Source organism: Pedobacter folensis, assembly GCF_056490665.1.
This window is the reverse complement of the sequence record NZ_JBWJIF010000002.1, coordinates 900,534-922,714: the sequence shown is the minus strand read 5'-3', so window position 1 is coordinate 922,714 and position 22,181 is coordinate 900,534. Positions and strand designations below refer to the sequence as shown.

16 protein-coding genes and 4 tRNA genes are annotated in these 22,181 nt (G+C 39.8%); 12 read left to right on the top strand and 8 right to left on the bottom strand.

Annotated features, from left to right (window positions below):
• Positions 1-38: 38 nt before the first annotated feature.
• Together AC04QZ_RS12555 and murQ are read right to left on the bottom strand one after the other, a co-directional pair.
• Positions 39-605 (bottom strand): hypothetical protein, encoded by a 567-nt coding sequence (locus tag AC04QZ_RS12555; RefSeq protein WP_086548853.1) that lies wholly within the window; start codon positions 603-605, stop codon positions 39-41.
• An 89-nt stretch (positions 606-694) separates the two neighbouring features.
• Positions 695-1,498, bottom strand: coding sequence for an N-acetylmuramic acid 6-phosphate etherase (gene murQ, locus AC04QZ_RS12550; RefSeq protein WP_478358031.1), 804 nt, complete (start codon positions 1,496-1,498; stop codon positions 695-697).
• A 190-nt stretch (positions 1,499-1,688) separates the two neighbouring features.
• On the opposite strand from murQ, the gene AC04QZ_RS12545 reads away from it, so the two are divergent.
• From AC04QZ_RS12545 to AC04QZ_RS12530, 4 genes are all read left to right on the top strand, one after another.
• Entirely contained in the window at positions 1,689-3,296 is a 1,608-nt protein-coding gene (locus tag AC04QZ_RS12545) for a S41 family peptidase (RefSeq protein ID WP_086548851.1), read from the top strand.
• A 152-nt stretch (positions 3,297-3,448) separates the two neighbouring features.
• Positions 3,449-4,582, top strand: coding sequence for a histidine decarboxylase (locus AC04QZ_RS12540; RefSeq protein WP_478358030.1), 1,134 nt, complete (start codon positions 3,449-3,451; stop codon positions 4,580-4,582).
• 78 nt (positions 4,583-4,660) lie between these two features.
• Positions 4,661-5,257 carry a short chain dehydrogenase gene (locus tag AC04QZ_RS12535; protein WP_478358029.1) on the top strand — a complete coding sequence of 199 codons (597 nt, stop codon included), beginning with the start codon at positions 4,661-4,663 and terminating at the stop codon, positions 5,255-5,257.
• Positions 5,258-5,370: 113 nt separating this feature from the next.
• Complete coding sequence (locus AC04QZ_RS12530) at positions 5,371-5,877, top strand: GNAT family N-acetyltransferase (protein ID WP_478358028.1); 507 nt, start codon at positions 5,371-5,373, stop codon at positions 5,875-5,877.
• A 360-nt stretch (positions 5,878-6,237) separates the two neighbouring features.
• Here the strand turns inward: AC04QZ_RS12530 and AC04QZ_RS12525 are convergent, their stop codons facing one another.
• The 4 genes from AC04QZ_RS12525 to era form a co-directional block, all read right to left on the bottom strand.
• Positions 6,238-6,747: a GNAT family N-acetyltransferase gene (locus AC04QZ_RS12525; RefSeq protein ID WP_478358027.1), complete on the bottom strand. Its 510-nt coding sequence runs from the start codon at positions 6,745-6,747 to the stop codon at positions 6,238-6,240.
• A gap of 216 nt (positions 6,748-6,963) precedes the next feature.
• A complete protein-coding gene (gene der, locus AC04QZ_RS12520) occupies positions 6,964-8,265 on the bottom strand; it encodes a ribosome biogenesis GTPase Der (protein WP_086548846.1) in 1,302 nt (433 codons plus the stop codon).
• A gap of 155 nt (positions 8,266-8,420) precedes the next feature.
• Entirely contained in the window at positions 8,421-8,927 is a 507-nt protein-coding gene (locus AC04QZ_RS12515; protein ID WP_478358026.1) for a TlpA family protein disulfide reductase, read from the bottom strand.
• Positions 8,928-8,943: 16 nt separating this feature from the next.
• Positions 8,944-9,840, bottom strand: coding sequence for a GTPase Era (era, locus tag AC04QZ_RS12510; RefSeq protein ID WP_086548844.1), 897 nt, complete (start codon positions 9,838-9,840; stop codon positions 8,944-8,946).
• A gap of 114 nt (positions 9,841-9,954) precedes the next feature.
• Between era and AC04QZ_RS12505 the strand changes: the two genes are divergently transcribed.
• The 8 genes from AC04QZ_RS12505 to AC04QZ_RS12470 all read left to right on the top strand — a co-directional run bounded on the left by AC04QZ_RS12505 (position 9,955) and on the right by AC04QZ_RS12470 (position 16,012).
• Positions 9,955-10,030 (top strand) — tRNA-Met (locus AC04QZ_RS12505).
• A gap of 56 nt (positions 10,031-10,086) precedes the next feature.
• Positions 10,087-10,158: transfer RNA gene (locus AC04QZ_RS12500), tRNA-Glu, on the top strand.
• 163 nt (positions 10,159-10,321) lie between these two features.
• Positions 10,322-10,397, top strand: a tRNA-Met gene (locus AC04QZ_RS12495).
• A 69-nt stretch (positions 10,398-10,466) separates the two neighbouring features.
• Positions 10,467-10,538 (top strand) — tRNA-Glu (locus AC04QZ_RS12490).
• A 153-nt stretch (positions 10,539-10,691) separates the two neighbouring features.
• Positions 10,692-11,192 (top strand): RNA polymerase sigma factor, encoded by a 501-nt coding sequence (locus AC04QZ_RS12485; protein WP_478358025.1) that lies wholly within the window; start codon positions 10,692-10,694, stop codon positions 11,190-11,192.
• A gap of 76 nt (positions 11,193-11,268) precedes the next feature.
• The gene (locus AC04QZ_RS12480; RefSeq protein ID WP_478358024.1) at positions 11,269-12,189 is read left to right on the top strand and encodes a FecR family protein; all 921 of its coding nucleotides are present in this window, start codon (positions 11,269-11,271) and stop codon (positions 12,187-12,189) included.
• A 90-nt stretch (positions 12,190-12,279) separates the two neighbouring features.
• Entirely contained in the window at positions 12,280-14,943 is a 2,664-nt protein-coding gene (locus AC04QZ_RS12475) for a TonB-dependent siderophore receptor (RefSeq protein ID WP_478358023.1), read from the top strand.
• Positions 14,924-16,012 (top strand): PepSY-associated TM helix domain-containing protein, encoded by a 1,089-nt coding sequence (locus AC04QZ_RS12470; protein ID WP_478358022.1) that lies wholly within the window; start codon positions 14,924-14,926, stop codon positions 16,010-16,012. The genes AC04QZ_RS12475 and AC04QZ_RS12470 overlap by 20 nt, the downstream gene beginning before the upstream one ends.
• Positions 16,013-16,030: 18 nt before the next feature.
• Here AC04QZ_RS12470 and AC04QZ_RS12465 read toward each other — a convergent pair whose 3' ends face one another.
• Both AC04QZ_RS12465 and AC04QZ_RS12460 read right to left on the bottom strand, forming a co-directional pair.
• Positions 16,031-18,817: a sugar-binding domain-containing protein gene (locus AC04QZ_RS12465; RefSeq protein ID WP_478358021.1), complete on the bottom strand. Its 2,787-nt coding sequence runs from the start codon at positions 18,815-18,817 to the stop codon at positions 16,031-16,033.
• 46 nt (positions 18,818-18,863) lie between these two features.
• Positions 18,864-22,106: a glycoside hydrolase family 2 TIM barrel-domain containing protein gene (locus tag AC04QZ_RS12460; protein WP_478358020.1), complete on the bottom strand. Its 3,243-nt coding sequence runs from the start codon at positions 22,104-22,106 to the stop codon at positions 18,864-18,866.
• Between the last annotated feature and the right edge of the window lie 75 nt (positions 22,107-22,181).

The following is a 22,181-nucleotide window of genomic DNA, read 5'->3' as shown; positions in this document are numbered from 1 at the left end:
TTTAAATTTTGTGTATTTAACTATATAAAAATAAATATTTAGTTTAATCTTTTTGTCAGCAGTTCTTCAACTTTTTTAAAGAACTGTAAAGGTTTTAAGGTGCGCCATGGCAGGTTGTCAAAAGCACCACCAAAGTTAATGTAATAATCGATGTTATTGTCGCGAAACTCGGTAATAACGTGTTGCTGAAAATTTACGCCCACAATCCAGCCGTCTTCTACTTCCTGAAACCATTCTTCGTAATAACTATCGTCAGAAGCATGGAAATTTAGCACATTTTCTCCGATCAGGATAAATTTATTAATACCTTCATCCATCATCAGCTCTAAAATATCGCGTTTCAGCAGCATAATATCATTATTAATGGCATCATTCCACTCGCCTATAAACTCGATAATGGCATAACTGCGATCGTAATCGGCATATAACACCTTCATGTACAGGGTACTCGAACCAAATTCGTCCCACTGCGGGTGCAATAAAAAGTTATAAATCTGCTTATCGAAGTAAAGTTCTGAATATTCGGTATTGTAAAATGGCGATCGCTCATCTTCTGCCGAAATGTAATCATCTCTCCACTGATAATAAGGCTCAATTTCGTGCATACTTCTTTCTAATTATGAATGAGTGAATGTTTGATATTGTGCTAAGCTCAATCATTCTTTAATTCTATCACTCAAACATTTTCTCCTTTTTAATGTCTTGCTGCAACTGCTTTACGCACGCTTCCGTAACGGGTTAACAATTCGGCGGCTTCCTCATAACCAATATTTAACTCATCGGCAACCATTTGTGTACCGCGGTCTACCAGTTTATGATTGGTTAACTGCATATCAACCATTTTATTACCCACAACACGCCCCAGCTGAACCATAACAGTAGTGCTTAACATGTTTAACACCAGTTTCTGTGCAGTGCCCGATTTCATCCGTGTAGAACCGGTAACAAACTCAGGTCCAACCACCACTTCAACCGGAAAATCCGATTCTGCAGCAATAGGTCCGCCGATATTACAAACAATGCAACCCGTTAAAATGCCATGCTTACGTGCCGTGTTTAAACCACCAATTACATACGGTGTAGTACCCGATGCGGCCAGGCCAACCAAACAATCTTTTTCATTAATTTCAAATTCCTGAAGATCTTTCCAGGCTTGTTCGGCATCATCTTCAGCAAATTCTACTGCTCTTCTAATTGCAGTATCGCCACCGGCAATTATTCCGACAACCCAATCAAAAGGAACACCATATGTAGGCGGGCATTCTGATGCATCTACTACACCCAAACGTCCGCTCGTGCCTGCACCAATATAAAAAAGACGACCACCTTTTTTCATGCGCTCGGCAACTGCCGAAGTTAATTTTTCGATCTGAGGCAAAGATTTTTCAACTGCAAATGCTACAGTTTTATCTTCGTTATTAATGCCCTGCAAAACTTCTAACACCGACATCTGATCGATGTGGTCATAGTTAGATTCTTGCTCGGTAACTCTATTCATAAATTTAATTTTGATAAAATTCGGTAAATTCTTTCTAAAAACTGCGCTAAAAACCCAAAAATATCTGTCATAAATTTCAAGTGAAGCCTTCCCCGCGTTAATTAATGTTAAATATTATAAACAAAAGACATGAAAATGCAGTTAAAAAATATATCAACTCGCTAATTTTCATAAATTTGCAGTAACGCTGATGAAAAAAAATACCCGAAATAACATACTGATCGCTGTAAGCTATTCTGTAATTTTAATAGTGGGTATGTTTTTGGGCATAAAATTTATTAAAGATCAAGGCTTTGGCATTAAAAAGAGTCCTCAGCTAGCCAGCAATAGCGACGAAAAATTAAACGAAATCCTACACATCATCAACGGCAATTATGTTGATGACATCAATACCGATTCGCTTCAGAATTTACCTATCGATAGCGTTTTACACCAACTCGATCCGCATAGTGTTTACCTGCCACCAACTGATGCGCAAGATATGACCGATAACCTGGAAGGGAACTTTGAAGGTGTAGGCATAGAATATTACATGCTTAACGATACCATGATGGTGACCGGTGTGGTTAAAGACGGACCGGCTTACCAGGCGGGCATTAAATTGGGCGATAAAATCCTGAGTATTGATACGGCTGTGGTAAGCGGACGAAACCTGCCCAAAGATCAACTTACCGGTCGTTTTAAAGGTAGATCAGGTACTGGTGTGAGTGTAGTGCTTTTACACCCGGGCGCTCCGCAAAGTAACCGCATTATGGTTACCCGCGGAAAAGTAAACATCAGTAGTATCGATGCCGCCTACATGATCAATAACGAAACAGGTTATGTGCGGATTAGTAAATTTGGCGCCAATACCGATAACGATTTCTCTGCTGCTGCTAACAACCTGAAAGCAAGGGGCATGAAAAAACTGATTCTTGATTTACGTGATAATGGCGGTGGTTATTTTACTGCAGCTACAGGTTTGGCCGACCAGTTTTTAGCAGAGAATAAACTTATCGTGTATACACAGGGCAAGCACGAACCACGTACCGATTATTTCTCTACCGGAACAGGTGCTTTTCAAAATGGGAAACTGGCAGTGTTGATTAATGAAAATACCGCTTCTGCCAGCGAAATTGTAGCTGGGGCCATTCAGGATTTGGGTCGCGGGATTATAGTTGGCCGCCGCTCTTTTGGTAAAGGTTTGGTACAGGAACAATTTGCCTTTGGCGATGGCTCAGCGCTGAACTTAACCATCGCGAGATATTATACCCCATCTGGGCGTAGCATCCAAAAATCGTATAAAAAAGGTTATGATGCCTACAAACATGAATTAGACGAACGCATGATGGATGGAGAGCTTACCGGAGACCGTACCTCTTTTCAGGATTCTATTGAGAAAGCTGAAGGGGTAAACGTTCAGCCTGGCAGAAAAATTAAACCCATTGGTGGTATCCAGCCAGATGTATTTGTGAAATTAGATACAACAGGCTACAATAAGTTTTACAGTAACCTGGTGAGCAAGAAAGTACTTTCTGATTATGTATTTAATGTCCTAACCAATAAGTACAGCGCCAGTTTTGTAGAGCAGAACATCAATATTTTTACCATGAACGATAACGACTTTAAAGACTTTATCGGGTTTCTCCAACGCAAAAATGTAACAATAGATCGTTTCCAGCTATACAATTCGAAAAATGTGATCTTAAACGACCTTAAAGCTTTGCTTTGTCGCTATTACCTGGGCGATGTGGGCTACTACAAGGCAGCAAACCAGACCGACAATGCGGTAAGGCAAGCACTCCTTAACCTTCAGTAGCCATATTTTATATTTCATGGAGGATAAATGCATAGCTAGAATTAAATTTTAATTTCGACCAAACCAAATAATACAACATAATATTCTTAATTAAACACTAACCATAATACTATATTTTGTTTTGTTAATTTTGCCCGTAAATCATATTTTTTATGGAAGCGAGCAAATTACAGGAAAAGGATCAACAGGTATTAAATGATCTATTAGAAAAGGTTAAGGAACAGACCGATTTATTTTTAGGTTATCCTGTTTCAAAAGACTTCGACTATCAGGCATTATCCGATTTTTTAAAATATCCGATGAACAACCTGGGCGATCCTTTCGTTACATCAACCTATGGCGTAGGCTCTCGTGAACTGGAAAAAGAAGTAGTGCAGTTTTTTGCCGAACTTTTCCGTGCCCCTGCTGATAATTGGTGGGGTTATGTAACCAATGGCGGCTCAGAAGGCAATTTATATGGCTTATACCTTGCCCGCGAATTACACCCAAAAGGAATGGTTTATTATTCTGAAGCTACACATTATAGCGTTCAAAAAAACCTGCATCTACTCAATATGTCGAACATCGTGATCCGCACACAGGAAAACGGAGAAATCGATTACGAAGACCTCGAGCACACTATCAGGATGAACCGGCATATGCCTGTTATTATTATGGCCAATATTGGCACCACCATGACTGAAGCGCGTGATGATGTGGCCAAAATTAAAAGCATTTTAAAAAAACTGGCTATCCAACATTATTATATTCACGCCGATGCGGCCCTTTCTGGTACCTACAGCGCCTTAATTGAGCCAAGACCTGCATTCGACTTTGAAGATGGCGCAGACAGCATTGCCATTAGTGGTCACAAGTTTTTTGGCTCGCCAATGCCTTGCGGAGTAGTGGTGGCCAAAAAATCGAACCGTGACCGCATTGCCCGTTCGGTGGCTTATATCGGAAGTGTTGATACCACCATTACCGGATCCAGAAATGGCCATAGTCCCTTATTTTTATGGCACAGCATTAAACGCTTGGGTTTAGCAGGATTAAAAAGTAGGGCCATGCACAGTTTGGCAACAGCAGCTTATACAGAAAACAAACTTAAAGCGATTGGTATTGCAGCCTGGCGGAATGTGAATGCGATCACCGTGAACTTCCCTACCCCATCTGTAAACATCTGTAAAAAATGGCAGCTGGCAGCAGAGCAGGGACATTCACATATCATCTGTATGCCAAACGTCATGCAATCACATATCGATCTTTTAATTGCTGATCTTAAAGCTGAAATGGTGTTGCAGGATTAACATGTTATACAAACATTTTAATGAAGCTGATGTTTAATAACGATGCTAAATTAGTATTCGCACATTAAACTGCTTTATATGAAGATAATAATTGTAGGCGCAACAGGTACACTAGGCAAAAAAGTAGCCGAAGCTTTTGCGCAAAAACACGAGATAATCCGTGTAGGAAATACCAAAGGCGATGTTCAGGTAGATATTACCAATGAAGCATCGATCAAAGCCATGTTTGAGCAGATAGGTCCTTTCGATGCACTAATTAGTACCAGCGGGAAAGGCCCTTTTGCACCTGTAAGTGAAATGACTGGGGAAGTATTTAAGACCGGTCTGCTGGATAAACTATTGGGGCAGGTTAACCTGGTGCTTATCGGTCAGCACTACATTAATAAAGGTGGCTCATTTACGCTAACATCGGGCATATTGGCCGATCATCCGGTTGCAGCAGGCGCCGCACTAAGCACAATAAATGGAGGGTTAAATTCTTTTGTCCTCGCGGCTGCTCCGGAACTTAAAAACGGGGTTCGTATAAACGCCATCAGCCCTAATGTGGTTGAAGATTCGCCCGCTTATTTCGATTCATTTCCCGGCGAAATTCCAGTTACTATGGAGAAAGTAGTCAAAGCCTACGAGAAAAGTGTGCTGGGTATTGTAACAGGCCAGGTAATAAAGGTTTATTAATTTCGCCCGCATTTGAAGAAATCCAGGACATCCTTTCTTAACAAAAGCTTGTTCTAAAATTTTGGTTATTCAAAACTCAAAGTATTATATTAGTCTGTCTAACAATCTCAAAAATGATAGAAACACAACGCCTCATTTTAAAACCCTTAACACACAATCAGCTCTTAAAATATATTAAAGATGATCATTCCCTTGAACAGGAGTTAGGCCTTTTGCCAACAAAGAAAAACATTTCGCCTTCTCTCCACGATGCGCTGGAACAAACCATTTTACCCAACGTTTTCGATAAGGATAAAGATTACCTGTACCATACTTTATGGACGATTATATCCAAACCCGATCATCGAATGGTAGGCGATATCTGTTTTGTTGGTGAGCCCGATCCCAATGGCGAAATCGAAATTGGTTATGGCACTTACGAAGAATTTAGAGGGAAAGGATTTATGACTGAAGCCGTTGGCAGGATAATAGAATGGGCAAAGGAGCAGCCCAAGGTAAAATCTGTTTTTGCGGCCACCACGAAAGATAATGTAGCCTCCTATTCTATCTTGGAAAAAAACAACTTTATCCATATTGGAGAAGTTGATGATATGTTAAGCTGGAAGATTGAGTTGAAGTAAATTTTACCAACATCCTGAATTTATTTCAGGATTTACCCAGAGGTTATTTTTTTACATGAAAGATGCTGAAACAAGTTCAGCATGACGATCATTTATGGTGAACTTGTTTCAATTGTTACGTTAGTCGGGATTTGCAATCCCGTCTTTGAAGCTTAGTCTGTTGTGGATTTAAAATCCATAGCACAGTGTGACGAGATTATAAATCCCGACGAACAAAGGAAATCTATGTAGTTACCGTCATCCTGAATTTATCTCAGGATCTACCCAAAGGTTATTTTTTTACATGAGAGATGCTGAAACAAGTTCAGCATGACGATCGTTTATTTCAGCAAGACGATTGCTTTATAAAAATTCCAGTTTTTATAAAGCAATTTCAAACAGACTTAAACTAATTCCTTCATAGTGTTTTGGTAATCCATCAGTTTTTTCCATGGTTACCACACCAACATAATCAAAACCACAACCCGTATAATATTCGAGCAGTTTTTCATTGTCGGCCCAGGTATCCATTCTGATAAATTTAATGTTGTTTTTTGCTGCGTAATCTTTGGCCCATTTGATAATCTCTTTCACAAAAGAATAACCCCTAAATTCGGGATGGGTTACAATCCGATGGATATAAATCGCATCGTGGTCGCGATCACCCCAAATCAAGCTATCGTTAAAGGTAACAGCAAATATACAGGCTACCGCGTCATCTACCAGAATTTTATATTGACGGTTTTCATCAATTTCGGTCTGCACCATTTCCCTGCTAAAGCCTTGCCAGTGTTTGTTAAACACTTTCTTTTGATGAGCTATAGCCATATCATAAAATTCGAAAATGGTATCGATATCAGTTGTCTGGCTATTTAGAACTTGTAATTGCATGAGGCAAAGGTAAGGGTAAATTTTTATCTGTTAGCCGGGATTGACAAATCCTGGCTTTTGGTGGATTGCAAATCCACAACACCGTGCGACGAGATTACAACTCTCGACGAGCAAACAAAAACAGGGCTATTTCTCAAAGAAACAGCCCTGTTTTAAATACGTTGATTTGTAGGTATATTGACCTTACGCCCTCTACCTTTAAACTTCAACCTTACCTTATTTCTGTCTGAAATAAATCTGGATCGGTGCACCGGAAAAATCAAAGTTTTCCCTTAATTTATTCTCAATGAAACGTTTATACGGATCTTTAATGTACTGAGGCAAGTTGCAGAAAAAGGCAAACATTGGCGAAGTGGCATTAATCTGTGTGATGTATTTAATCTTAATGTGTTTTCCTTTTAATGCCGGTGGCGGGAATTTCTCGATCAATGGCAACATCACATCATTTAATTTAGATGTAGGAATTTTTTTGCTACGGTTTTTATAAACTTCTAAAGCTGCTTCAATGGCTTTGAAAATACGTTGTTTGTTTAATACAGATGTGAAAATGATCGGCACATCGGTAAACGGGCGGATACGCTCATGAATCTGCTCCTCGAAAGCTTTCATGGTTTGGGTATTTTTTTCAATTAAATCCCATTTGTTAACCAGAATTACGATTCCTTTTTTGTTCTTCTCGGCCAGGTGGAAAATATTAATATCCTGACTTTCGATTCCTTCTACCGCATCAATCATTAATACCACAACATCAGCCTCTTCTAAAGCTTTAATGGTACGCATTACCGAGTAAAACTCTAAGTTTTCTTTAACCTTTGTTTTTTTACGTAATCCGGCGGTATCGATCAACATAAATTCATGACCGAACTGGTTATAATGGATTTTAATCGAATCACGGGTTGTACCTGCATTTGCGGTAACAATATTACGTTCTTTACCAATTAATGCATTAACCAAAGAAGATTTACCCACATTAGGGCGGCCTGCAATGGTAATTTTAGGCAGCTGGTTTTCCTCTTCCGCAATATCTTCGAAATTTTTAACAATTTCATCCAATAACTCTCCTGTTCCGGAACCTGTCATGGATGACAATGGATACACTTCGCCTAATCCAAAACCATAAAAAGTATGGATTTCGTTATATAATGCAGTATTATCTACTTTATTTGCACAAACGAAAACCGGTTTATTACTTCTGCGCAATACCTGCGCAATATCATCATCCAAATCGGTAATGCCTGTAGTTACATCGACCATAAAAACCAAAACACTGGCTTCTTCGATGGCGATCATTACCTGCTCGCGGATTGCGGCTTCGTAAACATCTTCTGAGTTGGCTACGTAACCACCCGTATCGATTACGGTAAATTGTTTATCTATCCATTCGCCCACACCATAGTGCCTATCGCGGGTTACGCCGCTCATATCATCTACAATGGCCTTACGGCTTTCTGTTAGTCTATTAAAAAGGGTGCTCTTGCCTACGTTTGGCCTGCCTACGATGGCTATAATATTACTCATGGGTGTTCTTTTGATAGTTAATGGCTTATAGTTAATGGTCGTGGTGTTTAGGCAAGCTGCTCAAACTATTTGGCTATCAGCCATTGACTATCAACTACTAACCGATTTATTTCGGGCTGCAAAGGTACGGTTATTTTTCGTAACCTCTATTAATATTAATTTTTATACTTCTCTAAAAGTCCTTTTATGACTTCTTCGGTTAATTGATTTCCCTGCAATAAAGGAAATCCCTCCCACCTTACAATTCCTTTCGGATCAATTAAAATAGCATGCGGAATACCTTTAACCTGAAGTGAGTCTTTTACCGTTCCCTTCGTATCAATGGCTTCAAAATAGTTGATTTTAGGATTATTAAAAGCTTCTACTTTTTCTGCTGCTTCATCAGAAACACAAATAATTACCATTTTATCAGCGTATTTCTTTTGAATATCATTTAATGTAGGGATATATGCCCGGCATGGCCCGCACCAGGTTGCCCAAAAATCGATTAATACAAACTTACCTTTGGTATCAGGCTGTTTCGAAATCCACTTTTCCACAACCAAATCTGGTGCTTTTTCATTCAGGATAGATTTTGCCCACAATTTTTTACCATTGTTTGATTCCTGGGCAAAAACTGTTGTACCGATCAACAGCAAGAGAAACGTTAAACTTTTCTTCATCTCCTAAAATTCGAAATTAATTATCGTAACCGAAGCTTTTTAAATAATTCTTTTTGCTTCTCCAGTCAGGGATTACTTTAACAAACATTTCCAGGAAAACCTTGCTATCTAAAAACTTCTCGATTTCTAAACGCGCCTCGGTACCCACCTTTTTCAACATACTCCCGCCTGTACCAATTAAAATGTTCTTTTGTGAATCGCGTTCTACCACAATTTCTGCAGTAATCCTGATCATGGCACCTTTACCGTTTTTCATTTCTTCTTCTTTAAAACTCTTCACAATGACCTCGGTACTGTAAGGAATTTCTTTCTGATAATTAAGGAAGATTTTTTCACGAATAATCTCCGAAACGAAGAAACGTTCTGAGCGATCGGTTAAATCTTCTTTATCATAATATGGTGGATGTTCTGGCAACATTTCCAGTACGCGGTCCAATAATCCGTCGACATTGTGTTTATGTAAAGCCGAAATTGCATAAATAGCAACCGGATTTAGCTTCTCCTGCCAGTAGGCAATCTTCTCGTCAACCTGTTCCTGTAATGCTTTATCGATTTTATTGATGAGTACAATTGTTGGGATATTACGGTTCAGAATTTTCTCCAGAACGTCTTCCTCATCGTGCTCTTCATTAATGTCGGTTACGAATAAAAGTACGTCCGCATCAGTCAAAGATCCGTTAACAAAGCTCATCATACTCTCTTGTAAACTGTATTTTGGCTTAATTATACCCGGAGTATCAGAGAAAACGATCTGATATTCTTCTTCATTTACGATCCCTAAAATGCGGTGTCTTGTGGTTTGTGCCTTAGGAGTTATAATGCTAAGTCGCTCGCCTACAAGCACATTCATGAGGGTAGATTTACCTACATTTGGTTTACCTATTATACTAACAAAACCTGCTTTATGCGCCATTAAAATATTTTTTAAAAAAAATTTGCAGCACAAAGAAACGAATTATATCTTTGCATTCCAATTCGGAAACAGAGTTAAGGATTTAATTCAAAGAAAAAAACGAGTTGTATAGAGTGCGGGGTGGAGCAGTTGGTAGCTCGTCGGGCTCATAACCCGAAGGTCGCACGTTCGAGTCGTGTCCCCGCTACCAATTCAGTTGGCAGTTTTAATTGCACATTGTAAACTGGAAATTAAAATGCTGAAAATGGCCCGTTCGTCTAGGGGTGAGGACGCCAGATTTTCATTCTGGAAACAGGGGTTCGATTCCCCTACGGGCTACGAAACCGCTACAAGAGCTGAGCGGTTTTTTTTATCAGTTTCAACACTGCAAAATTGAAGGTTGGTATTCCTTAAAAATACATGAGAGTGCGGGGTGGAGTCCCGAAACTTCGGGAGTACGCTCGGTGAGCCCATAACCCGAAGGTTAAATGACAACATAGAGTGCGGGGTGGAGCAGTTGGTAGCTCGTCGGGCTCATAACCCGAAGGTCGCACGTTCGAGTCGTGTCCCCGCTACCAATTCAGTTGGTCGTTATCAATTGGCAGTTTTAATTGCAAATGATAACTGGAAATTAAAATACTGAAAATGGCCCGTTCGTCTAGGGGTGAGGACGCCAGATTTTCATTCTGGAAACAGGGGTTCGATTCCCCTACGGGCTACGAAAAGCATCAATCTGATAAAGGTTGGTGCTTTTTTTATGCTCCATGAAATAGCAATGGGTATAATCTTTGCCAAGATTCAAATAAAAACACAGCCACTATTTGTAACAAGTCTAAATAAGCTTATATTTGCCGCATATCCTCCAAACAGATATGAACAACCAGCAATTTATCGATTTCTTTAATCTACATTGGGGCAATGTTTATGGTTTAGCGCTATCAAAATGTGGCGACGAGGTAATCGCTAAAGATATCTGTCAGGATATATTCTTATCCATCTGGAAAAGGGAAATCACATTTGAAAATGAGGTAGAAGCATCCAAATACCTTGCCCGGTGTACCAAATATCAGATTCTTAATTTTTTCAGGAACAAGAAACAACAGGAAGAAATTACGGATGTAAACTTTGGTAGCGATATTGAAGCTTTACGATACAATCCGGAGGCGATGCTGCTTGATAAAGAACTTTCAGGAGAACTTGAAGTGTTTATATCAAACCTGACAGAACCAACCAAAAGCATCTTTCTACTGAGCAGAGAACAGCAGCTGAGTTATAAAGAAATTGCATCAGAATTGGGAATAGCTGTAAAAACGGTTGAAAAACATATTTCGCGTGTACTTAAGGAGTTTAGGGCAGTTCTCAACCCTGCTTAAAGTATCCAATCATCCTCAAATAAAATATTTTTCAGATTTCGCGTAGGGTAATCCCATCTTAAGGGTAGATATAGGTATGGAAGATATCGATGCCGACTTACTGGAAAGGTATGCTAAAGGCAAATGCAGCCCTTCGGAGCAAAAGCAAGTTGAGTTATGGCTTGCCGACGAGCAATTCCCTGAAGGATCAAAAATTGAGGATGAGCGTATTCAGGCGGAGATTTATTCAGCCATTCAGCCTCACCTAAAGCCGATTCAAAGAAAAATCAATTTCAAATGGCTGATCTATGGATCGATAGCTGCTAGTCTTGCGCTGGCATCTGGATTTTTCTTCTTTAACCAGCAGAAACACCAGACGCAAAATATAGTATTTAATGCCCCGTTTGGGCAACCCAGTACCATTACCCTGCCCGACAGCAGCAAAGTAGAACTTCAACCAGGAAGTCAAATTTCTTACCCCAGTAAATTCGACAAAACCACAAGAAATGTAACGCTATTTTCTGGTGAAGCCTTCTTTATTATACGACATAATTCCGCACAAGCCTTTATCTTAAATAGTGCCAACAGTGAAATTAAGGTCCTTGGAACGAGGTTTAATGTGCGCAATCTAAAATCAGCACCTGTTCTTGAGGTTACCCTTACCCAGGGCAAGATTAGTTTCCAACCGAAAAATGGTGCGCTGAGTATCCTAAAACCAGGTGAAAGTTTAACTTTCAATAAACACAATCAACATCTTTTAAGCATTACTCAGGTAGATACCAGTGCGGTAACAGCATGGAAAACCGGAACGATCCGTTTTAATGATACACCTATGCCCGAGGTACTGGAAACGCTCGAGAACCGATATGGATTTAAATTCAAAATCAGCTGCCAACTTGATAAACCCATTAGCGGAAAGTTTGGAGAACAGTCTATAAGCAGAGTGCTGCAACTTATGGAGCGGGCTTCTGATTATCGCTTTAAAAATTCAGGAAAATATATTGAAATCTATAAATAAAAATTAAACAAGAAACTACCGGAAGTGCGTCAACACCCCGGTAGTTAAAATTACCATCAATTCTCACAATCAATGATCAATTACAAATTTATGAATTTAAAGTCTGTTCTCTCAGCCTTTTGTATTTTGCTATGCCTCCTGCTCTCGAGCAATAGTTTTGCTCAGCAGGCAACTGTAAACATTTCTCCACGAACACTAAAATTACGTGCCGCACTTGAACAACTTGAAAAAAAGGCAGGCCTGAATTTTATCTACAGTGATCTCAATACTGAGCTGGACAAAACCATTACCTTATCACCATCAGCTTTATCGGTTAACGAAATCCTGATCGAATTAGCTAAAAAAACCGGACTGACCTTTACGGCTAGCGGGAAAGACATTACCATTAAACAACAGGCTAAGGGCGAAGTTCGCGGTAAGGTAATTACTGCAGAAGGAAAACCTGCCCAATTTGTAAGTGTTAGTCTCGATCGCTTACGCACTACGATTGTTGACGCTGATGGGAATTACCGGTTTCGTGATATACCAGAAGGCGCACATACACTTTTCGTTAGCTATATTGGCTTAGAAAGTCAGAGCAGAGAAATCAACATCAAAGCTGGCACGAAAGTTAGCGCTGATTTTACTTTACGCGAAAGCCATTCACAATTGGATGAGGTAGTGATTAATGGCGGTGAAACCAATAGATTTTCGGTAAAAAAAACCACTACGGCAGCAAAAATGCCATTGGCAAATTTAGATAACCCTCAGGTTTATACCACCATCCCAAAAACCTTGTTAAACGAACAAATGATTACGGATTTCAGCTATGCGCTTAAAAATTCTCCCGGGGTTTATAAAATTCAGGGATCGAGGGGCATTAATACTGATGGTGCATCGTATTATAGTATGAGAGGTTTTAGAACCGAAGCTGCATTGGTTGATGGGTTACCATCGCAAACCAATGGTGAAATCGATCCATCCAATATCGAACGGGTTGAGCTGATTAAAGGCCCATCAGGAACACTTTTTGGCGGCGCAGTGGTATCGTTTGGTGGCCTGATCAATATTGTAACCAAAAAGCCTATTGATACGGCTGGTGGAGAGATATCTTATCTTACCGGAAGCTTCGGACTAAACAGAATAACAGCCGACGTTTACGGACCAGCTAAAAAGAATTCGAAGTTATTATTTAGGATGAACGCGGCTTACCAATACCAGGGCAGCTTTCAGGATGCTGGTTTTAGAAGGACAACATTTTTTGCCCCTGCGGTAGAATACCGTGCATCGAACCGTTTAACACTCAGCCTTAACGCTGGTTTCTATCAAACAGAGGCAACCAGTTCATCAACAATCTTTTTAAACAGGGTAAGAAAGTTTATTGCCACCACACCGGAAGAATTAAATTTTGATTGGAAAAGATCTTACAACTCGAACGATCTGACCATGAAAAACCCAACCGTAAACATTAAGGCACAAATAAACTACCAGATCTCAGATCAATGGCGCTCACAAACCATTTATTCTAGCAATTCCAGAAAATCGGATGGCTTTTACCAATATGAATTTATCAGAGGTGCTACCAGCGATGAAATGTTAGAACGGAATATCAGTCTTCAAAACTCGACAAATACCGCGAGTGATATCCAGCAGAATTTTATCGGAGATTTTAAGATACTGGGGCTTCGAAATAGATTAATTGTTGGTCTCGATTACCTTAACCAAACGATAAACAATAACAATTCGCCATACCTGGTGTTTGATAACGTAAGTGGATTAAATCCATCAGATCCGAATTATGTAAAACTTTCGAGAGCGGCTGTTGAGGCCAGATTAGCAGCAAGTACCGCAGCACCAACTAAGAACATTGGAAAAAGCAATATCTATAGCGCTTATGCTTCGGATGTACTGAATATTACCAACCGTTTACTGGCCATGTTAAGCTTACGTGTTGATCGTTTCCAGAACAGAGGTACATTGAACCAGGCCACCAATACCATTGTTACCAATAGCAAATACATGCAAACGGCTGTATCGCCAAAGCTAGGTTTAGTTTATCATGTAATCAAAGATCAGGTATCTGTTTTTGGAAATTATATGAACGGTTTTGCAAACGTAGCACCTGTTACACAGCCTGAAGGCGCTGGTGTATCGGGTACATTTAAACCGCAGCATGCTAATCAGTTTGAGGCAGGAGTAAAAACCGATCTGTTTAATGGTTTGTTAAGCTTCACTGCCAGCGTATATGATATTAAAGTGGATAATCTAACCCGCAACGAGGACTTGATTGTAGGTGGAACAACTTATAATATTACGGTTCAAAATGGCACGCAGCGGAGTAAAGGTGTCGAATTAGAACTGATCGCCAATCCGTTGAAGGGATTAAATATTATTGCCGGATATAGTTACAACGACAGTAAACTGACCAAAGCTACTGTTGCGCTCGAAGGCAGAAGACCAGCTTCTGCTGGTCCTGCCACCTTAATTAATAGCTGGATCAGTTATGTTCTTCCTTCAGGAGAGCTTAAAGGATTGGGGCTTGGATTGGGTACAAATTATGTAGGCAAACATTTAACCTCTAATTCTGCTGTAACCGGGATATTCACGCTTCCATCATATGTGATGATGAATGCAACCGCATTTTATGATACTGGAAAATATCGTCTGGGATTTAAGGTGGATAATCTTACTAATCAATTGTACTTTACCGGCCAGGGCGTATTGAGTGCCCAGATGCCAAGAGCTTTTGTTGCCAATGTTTCGTACAGGTTTTAAAAAAATCATCTACTTATTACACCTCTGGCTCGGACTTTCATCCGGGCTAGTGGTGTTTGTAATCGGTTTAACAGGCGCTATTTATTCGTTTTCTGATGAATTAAAAGCTGTTCTGTATCATGACAGATTATATGTAGATATTCCACATGGCGCAAAAAAGCAATCATTCGATCAGCTTTTGTTTGTTGCACAAAAAAAGCTCGGTGGGCTTAAAAAAATATCCAGGGTAGAAATACAGCAATCGCCGGATAGAACCTACATGTTCAGGGCATACAAAGCAGAGAAATATTTTGAAAAAGTATACCTAAATCCCTACACCGCACAAATTGTATTTCATGAAGACGCCAACAAGGAGTTTTTCAATGTGGTGCTTTCCATTCACCGTACTTTGCTCCTTGGAGATGTTGTTGGTCATTTTATCATCCGTTGGTCGGTAGTTTGTTTCGTGATATTACTCCTTTCAGGCATTGTACTCTGGTGGCCAAAGAAATGGAAAATGAACTTCTGGAAACAAAAGCTTCAGGTAAAATGGGATGCGAAAGCAAAGCGACTGAATTACGATCTGCACCAGGTTTTCGGGTTTTATGCTTTTTTAATATTGTTAATCATTTCGCTTACCGGCCTGATGTGGTCGTTTGATCTGGTATCCGATAAAAAAGTAAAGATTTTTTCAGATACCACATCATTGGCCGGACCAACGCCAAATCACCTTATTCTTTCAAATACCAAATCGCTGAGTAAGGAGGCCTCCTACCTCCTTTATAATCTTCCGGTTACCAAAGGAGGAACAGTTAATGTTTCGGCTTATCTTGATCCTCAGCGAATCCATCAGAAGGTTCAATATAGATTTGATCGCTACAGCGGTAAATTATTATTAAAGGGGAAATCATTTTCTTCCCTACCTGCATTAGATAAAGTAAAAGCACTTAATTACGATCTGCACACCGGAAGTATTTTTGGATTCTGGGGCAAACTTCTTGTGTTTTTCGCTGGATTAATTACGGCTTCACTCCCCATTACAGGCTTCTTAATTTGGCTCTGGCGGAAAAAGGGAGTTAATAACCGTTAAACACGTTTCTTCTTTATACTATTTTTGCTTTGGCAATTTTTCTATTTTTTTAAAACACTCTTTTTCTAATACGGTTACTGGATTAAATTTGTCACTTTCCATATACCTCAACAGGCTGTATTTTAACTGCCTGGCGATTGGCCTATTGGCAATATTGGTATTGATATCCATTGTACAGAGCAATAACTTACCATTGCCAACCTTTGCTTCAACTATGCTGGCCATATTTCTATTTTTAAAAAAATTATCAATATTTCGCAGCACAATGGCCGAAGGCGCTAAACCAATACTATCGAGCTCCAACGTTGTTGATTTTTTGCAAAGGTCCCACCATTGCCAGTCTGTATGATTATCAGTAGGGAAGTTTTCAAAAGCAGGATGTTGCGGGTTGATCAACAAGCCCATCGTACCCGGCTGATTAGGAAAGTGAACCGGGCTCCAAAAAACCTGTACAAATTTACCTTCAACACCATTTATTTTTTCTTTAACTGGATTTAACAACACCTTTTTCCCTTGTGCTAAAGCATCCGCAGCCTCCTGGTAATCGGCAGTAAAAATAACATCTCTAACTACTTGCTCCACTTTTTGAGGGTACACCCAGATATTCCAATTGTTGCTGTATAGCGTATTTTCAATACTTACATGTACCGTTAATTTTTGTGCCCGATCTACTTTAGTCAAAACAGCATTAATCTCTCCTACAACGGAACTATTTCCCAGATTAATATTTGTACCGCTTATTTTACCCGATGCAATTTGCATATTGTTATCGCCTTTAATCTGCCAGATTATGTTTACATTTTTTAAGGGAGCCGCGCCAAAATTAGCCACCTCGATTTTAGCTTTAAAGGTTTCATCATTGGTGTAAGTTGCCTTTTCAAATCTGATCAGGGGCACAACTGGCGCACAGAATTTCCTAAAATCTTCTGGTTTAATTAAACCTTTACTTTCCCAAAATGCATCAAGGATACCTACCAGTGCAGTTCCTTGTCCCGGAAAATCGTGCAGGTCTAACAACTGAAATCCACTTACTCCTTTGGTTTTAAGCGCCCGTTCAATTTCTTCTTTGTAAAGGAGTACGGCCAGCTTCCCACTGGCATTTGTAAAATCACCAGCTAACGAAATCATTTTTTTCTTTTCCAGATCATCTTTAATGGCCATAAAGTTTAATGGAGCAAGTACACCGGTATATTTAGAGATTTCATTGATATTGGGATACACAGCATATTGTCCAATCTCATGGGTGATGAGTGGAACGGGCAAACTATCTACCGATGTAGTATAATCTTTGTTAAAAGAAGGTGCTTCAACGTCAAAAATTCCTTGTCCCCGTACCCATCCTTTTTTGGTTCGTTGCGTAATAAAATAATCATCAGCTGTTACCGGCCAATCGCCAAATCCCCGTTCAAAGGTATAGGAAGTAGTGGTATACATCCTCCGCTGGTCTTGCGCTTTTAATTTAACAACCTCATCACTTAACCATTTCATGTTGCCTTGCATTTCGTTGCCCATGCTCCAAAAACAGAACGATGGGTGGTTACCATAATACCGGATGATCCTACTGGCTTCCCTATCAAAAAAATCGTCAGCCAATTTATCGGTTCCTATTTTAAGCGACCATGCGGGTAATTCGATCTGCAGGTAAAAGCCCATTTCATCAGCCGCACTAAAAGCTGCTTCAGGTGGGCACCAGCTATGAAAACGGAGATGGTTTAAGCCATATGCCTTTGCGCTTTCGAAAACTTTTTTCCACCCTGCTTTTTCCATTGGCGGATACCCGGTTAATGGAAAAATATTGCATTCTAAGGTTCCCCTTAAAAACAAAGGCCGATCATTGATGAGCAGTTGTGAGCCCTTACTACGCAATGTTCTAAAAGCAAAATTGGCACTTGTGCTATGTATTGTAGAGCCATATTTTACCGTTGCATTTAGCTTATATAATGATGGATTAAATTCATCCCATTTTTTAATGGCCGATCGAATGGCCATATAATTCACCACCGTATTTATACCAGGTTTCAGCAATACCGGAACAGGTGCATTTTTAAACTTCACCTGATTACTTATGGTTAAATGAAGTGCTGAAGTAATTTTTTTACCAGACTTATTCTCAATCTCGCTGACAACTTTTATCCGTTTTAATTTTTCTTCAGTAAAAACCTGTACATTTTTAATATAAATGCTTGGCCGGGAAATCAGCTGTAGCTTCCCGATTACACCATTCCAGATAATCTGTGTTTCGGCTGAATAGGCATGTCCATCGCCAATATCGAATTTCTTACTGTTATCGATCCTAATGGTAATGGTATGTTTTCCTGGTTTCAAAAAAGCTGATAAATCAAACTCATGTGGTGCACTAAGACTTTCACCCTGTACATTCACGCTTTTCCCATCAATCCATACATCCGTTTGCCAGATTACTCTTTCTAACAGCAGTGATATTTGTTTGTTATTCCAGGATACAGGAATATTTACTTCTTTTTGGTACCAAGCTGCCCCAACATATGAAAATTTACGCCACAAATGCAACATTACAGCGCGCTTAAGCTCAGGTTTCAATTGTAGGGGATTTCCTAAACCGGCATCATCAGTAGTACCGGGCAATTGTATTTTTTGTTGAAAAAATGGAGCAGGCTTGCTGTACCATTTTTCCTGTTCCCCTACTTTAAGAGAATCCATTCGGAACAACCAGGTTCCGGCAAGATCTATTTGCGCTTCGTCAATTGCAGTTTTGTTTTTGCCTTGTCCAACCACGCCTGAGATGAGGAGAAGTTGAAAAAAACAGGCAAACCATAATTTCTTCATCTAAAAATATATTTAGTAATTGGTTCTTTAGTTATATCATGAGCAACTAATCTTCTGGTACCACGACCAGTTGATCTATTTCAATACTGGCGCCACCTTCGGCAGTTACGTTTATATTTAACTTTCCATCGTTAGTATCTTCCCTCATCATAAATACTTTTATCCATTTGCCCGCAGCTGGTATTTCACCAATGGCCAATTCCCTACCCTCTAAAGAAACGATACCGGATGTTTTTGAAGCATTTGGGTTGGTGAAATGCAGGTAGATGTACCCTTTTATTCCATTTGGCGGAGCAATATTAATATTCATCCGTCTTGACGACCAGCCGCCCTTTTCATTCTCTTTCGAAACCTTAGCGCCACTTACTTCATACGTAAAGCCTTTGTTTACCACAACTTCATCCAGCGTATTATTCCAGTCGCTTTTAGCTGTACCGGCTTTTTTCCCTGCATTTAAATAAAGAATGGCATTTTTAAACTGATCGGGCAATAAACTCTGATTTTCTGCTGTCGGCACTTTTGCCAGGATGACCTTAAGTTTTTCAACTGGAAGTGCCTGGCCTGGATTAAACGCATTGCTCTGCATATAATTCGTTAAACTATACCTGAGTTGCTGTAAATAGGCATTTTCTTTTTTGGTTAAATCGTAACCACAAACCAGCAGTTTACCTGTGCCTACTTTGGTTTCGAATATACTGCCCAGCTTTTTATTGTAATGAAAATCGGAAACGGGCTGTACCAATGGCTTAAAGGCTTCAGGCATTGCCGATAGATCGAAGTATTTTGCACCACTACCCGCTTTATACCATTGCCAACTGGCAAAACCATCAGTTGGGAAATTTTTAAAGGCTTCACTTTGGGTATTAATCAGTGAACCTAAAGTTTCATTTCCCTGTCCAGGGAAAAAACTACTCGACCAAAAAAGTGGGGTAAAAGAAACTGGCTTAGCTGTATTTTTGGTACCCAGTTTGCTGGCCAGAAGTAATACTTTACCACCATTATTTAAAACACTATCAACTTTATTATCCCATTCGGAAGCTACATAAACTGCATTATGACCTATGATTTCAGGCGTTTTTGGGAATACATACAAAGGCCATGAATTGCGGTATTCTGTGCCCGCAAGCTGCAGGCTGAATGTATATTTTTTTGCTTGCGCAGGAAAGCTGTTACAGGCGATGGTCAACTGTCCGGCCGCGGTTAATGTTCCCTGTGGAAAACGGTCTGTTGAAGCTGTACCACTTTTAATTACATGTCCACCATCATCCGTTAATTGCCAGTTCAGTTTTGCACCAATATCTTGTTTGAAATAATTGGCCACCTCCATTGATAATTTGATGGTATCGCTTTCCGTAAATGTAAAACTGTTAATGCGGATTAATGGTACAACGGCATTTGAATGTTGTCTGAATACCTTAGGATCGGCTATCCCCTTATCCTCCCAGAAAGCATCTAACCAACCGATTAAAGCTTCACCCTGTCCCTGGTAATCCTGCATGCTCAGCAGCTGAAAACCAGCACTCGATGGTGCAAGCAGTACATTCTCTATTAAATTTTTATATAACAATTGTTGCAAAGCGCCGCTGGCTTGATGAAAATCGGCATCCTGACCTACAATGCCATTTTTTTGCGCCATTTCTTTAAAGCCTTCGAGGTTACGTGCTTTTAAAACGCCTTTATATTTATCAATTTCTTTCCATTCGGGATAAACAGGATACTGCCCCACCTCGTGTGCAATGATCGGAATAGTAGCCTTGCCGTAATTCTTTTCTAAATCGGCATCGGTTTTATTGATGCTGTTACCATAAGTACCACCTACGCCGGGGATATTATGGGTAACCATATAATCGTCAACCGGGGTGATTTTTCTGGCCGTAGAAACAGCATATAAGCGACGTGGATCTTCTTGTTTTACTTTTTTAATCCATTCCTGCATTACTGTAAAATCAGAATTTCCGAGTTCATTACCAATACAGAAGAAAAGGAAAGATGGATGATTGCCATAAGTATCTACTATACGCTTCATTTCTTCCTGTACAAATTTATCGGCACTGGGATTTTTCCCTAAACCCTGCGGAAAACCTTTTGTGTCCATTTCCGGGCGGTCTGGATTGGGTTTAGACATCCACCAATCGATCCACAGGACTTCAGCCTGGATGTAAATACCCATTCTATCGGCAACCCTGAAGGCAGCTTCCGGCGGACACCAGGAGTGAAAACGGACCGTATTCAGGCCATAGTCTTTGTACTTTTGAAAAATCTTTTCCCAATCTTTATCATTGGTAGAGGGATAACCGGTTAGCGGAAAGTGTACACAATCCAAATTCCCCCTGATGTACGAAACTTTGTCGTTTACTAAAATTTTATGTGCCGTGGTGCTTAATTTTCTAAATCCGATTACATCAGTCCAGGATGCAGCCGAAATGCCATTTTTAATTTGCAGGGCAACCTGATATAAAGCAGGGTCAAATTCATCCCAGGCATTAACTCCTTTTAATTGATTAAGAACCATATCGTATTTCGCTTGGCCAGGCTTTGCCACTACCTGCTGTTGCTGCGTACGGATTACCTTCCCTGTTTTCTGATCTTTTAGGGTAGCTGTAAGGATGAGTGGCATTTTCTTTTGCAGCGAGTTGTTGATCAAGGCCTCTAACCGCAGGCTTTTTGCCGAAAGATCGGGATAAGTTTTAACTGTATGAATGGCAACATCTTCCTGTTTTTGCAGCTCGATACGGCCTACCACCCCATTCCAGATACTTTGCGTATATTCTGAATAGCCATGGCCTTTATCGCCAATATTATGAACCATATCATTATTGACACAGATGGTAATGGTATGTACACCTTTGCTTAGCCTACCCAAAGCATGTTGGTGTGCAATATATAATGGTGATAGGGCTGAAACCTCTTTGCCATCAACATATACTTTACTTTCCCATAAAACACGTTCTAAAAAAAGGTTAACCTTTTTATTGTTCCATGCCGCAGGAATGGTTATTTTTTTTTGATACCAGGCTGGTCCGACATATTTATGTGCACGGGTAAGTATTCCATAATCAGAACCTTTGGTAACCGTTCCATATCCAGCCTGATCGGTAGTACCGGGTAGTTGTATCGACTTTTGGAGTACTTTTTTTGACCAGTTTTGTTTGTAACCCAGACTATCGGGATCTAACTCAAAAGACCATTTACCGGCTAATGAAATGATATGCTGGGCGCTACTATTTAAGTGGAGAAAGATGAAAATTATAAAAATCAAAAACCCTTTTATATGAAAATATCTTTTCATTTTTTATCTGTTGTTTTTTATGGTTTTAAGCCATCATGAACATTTACCATTCCTTTTTGTGGACGATATGCTCAT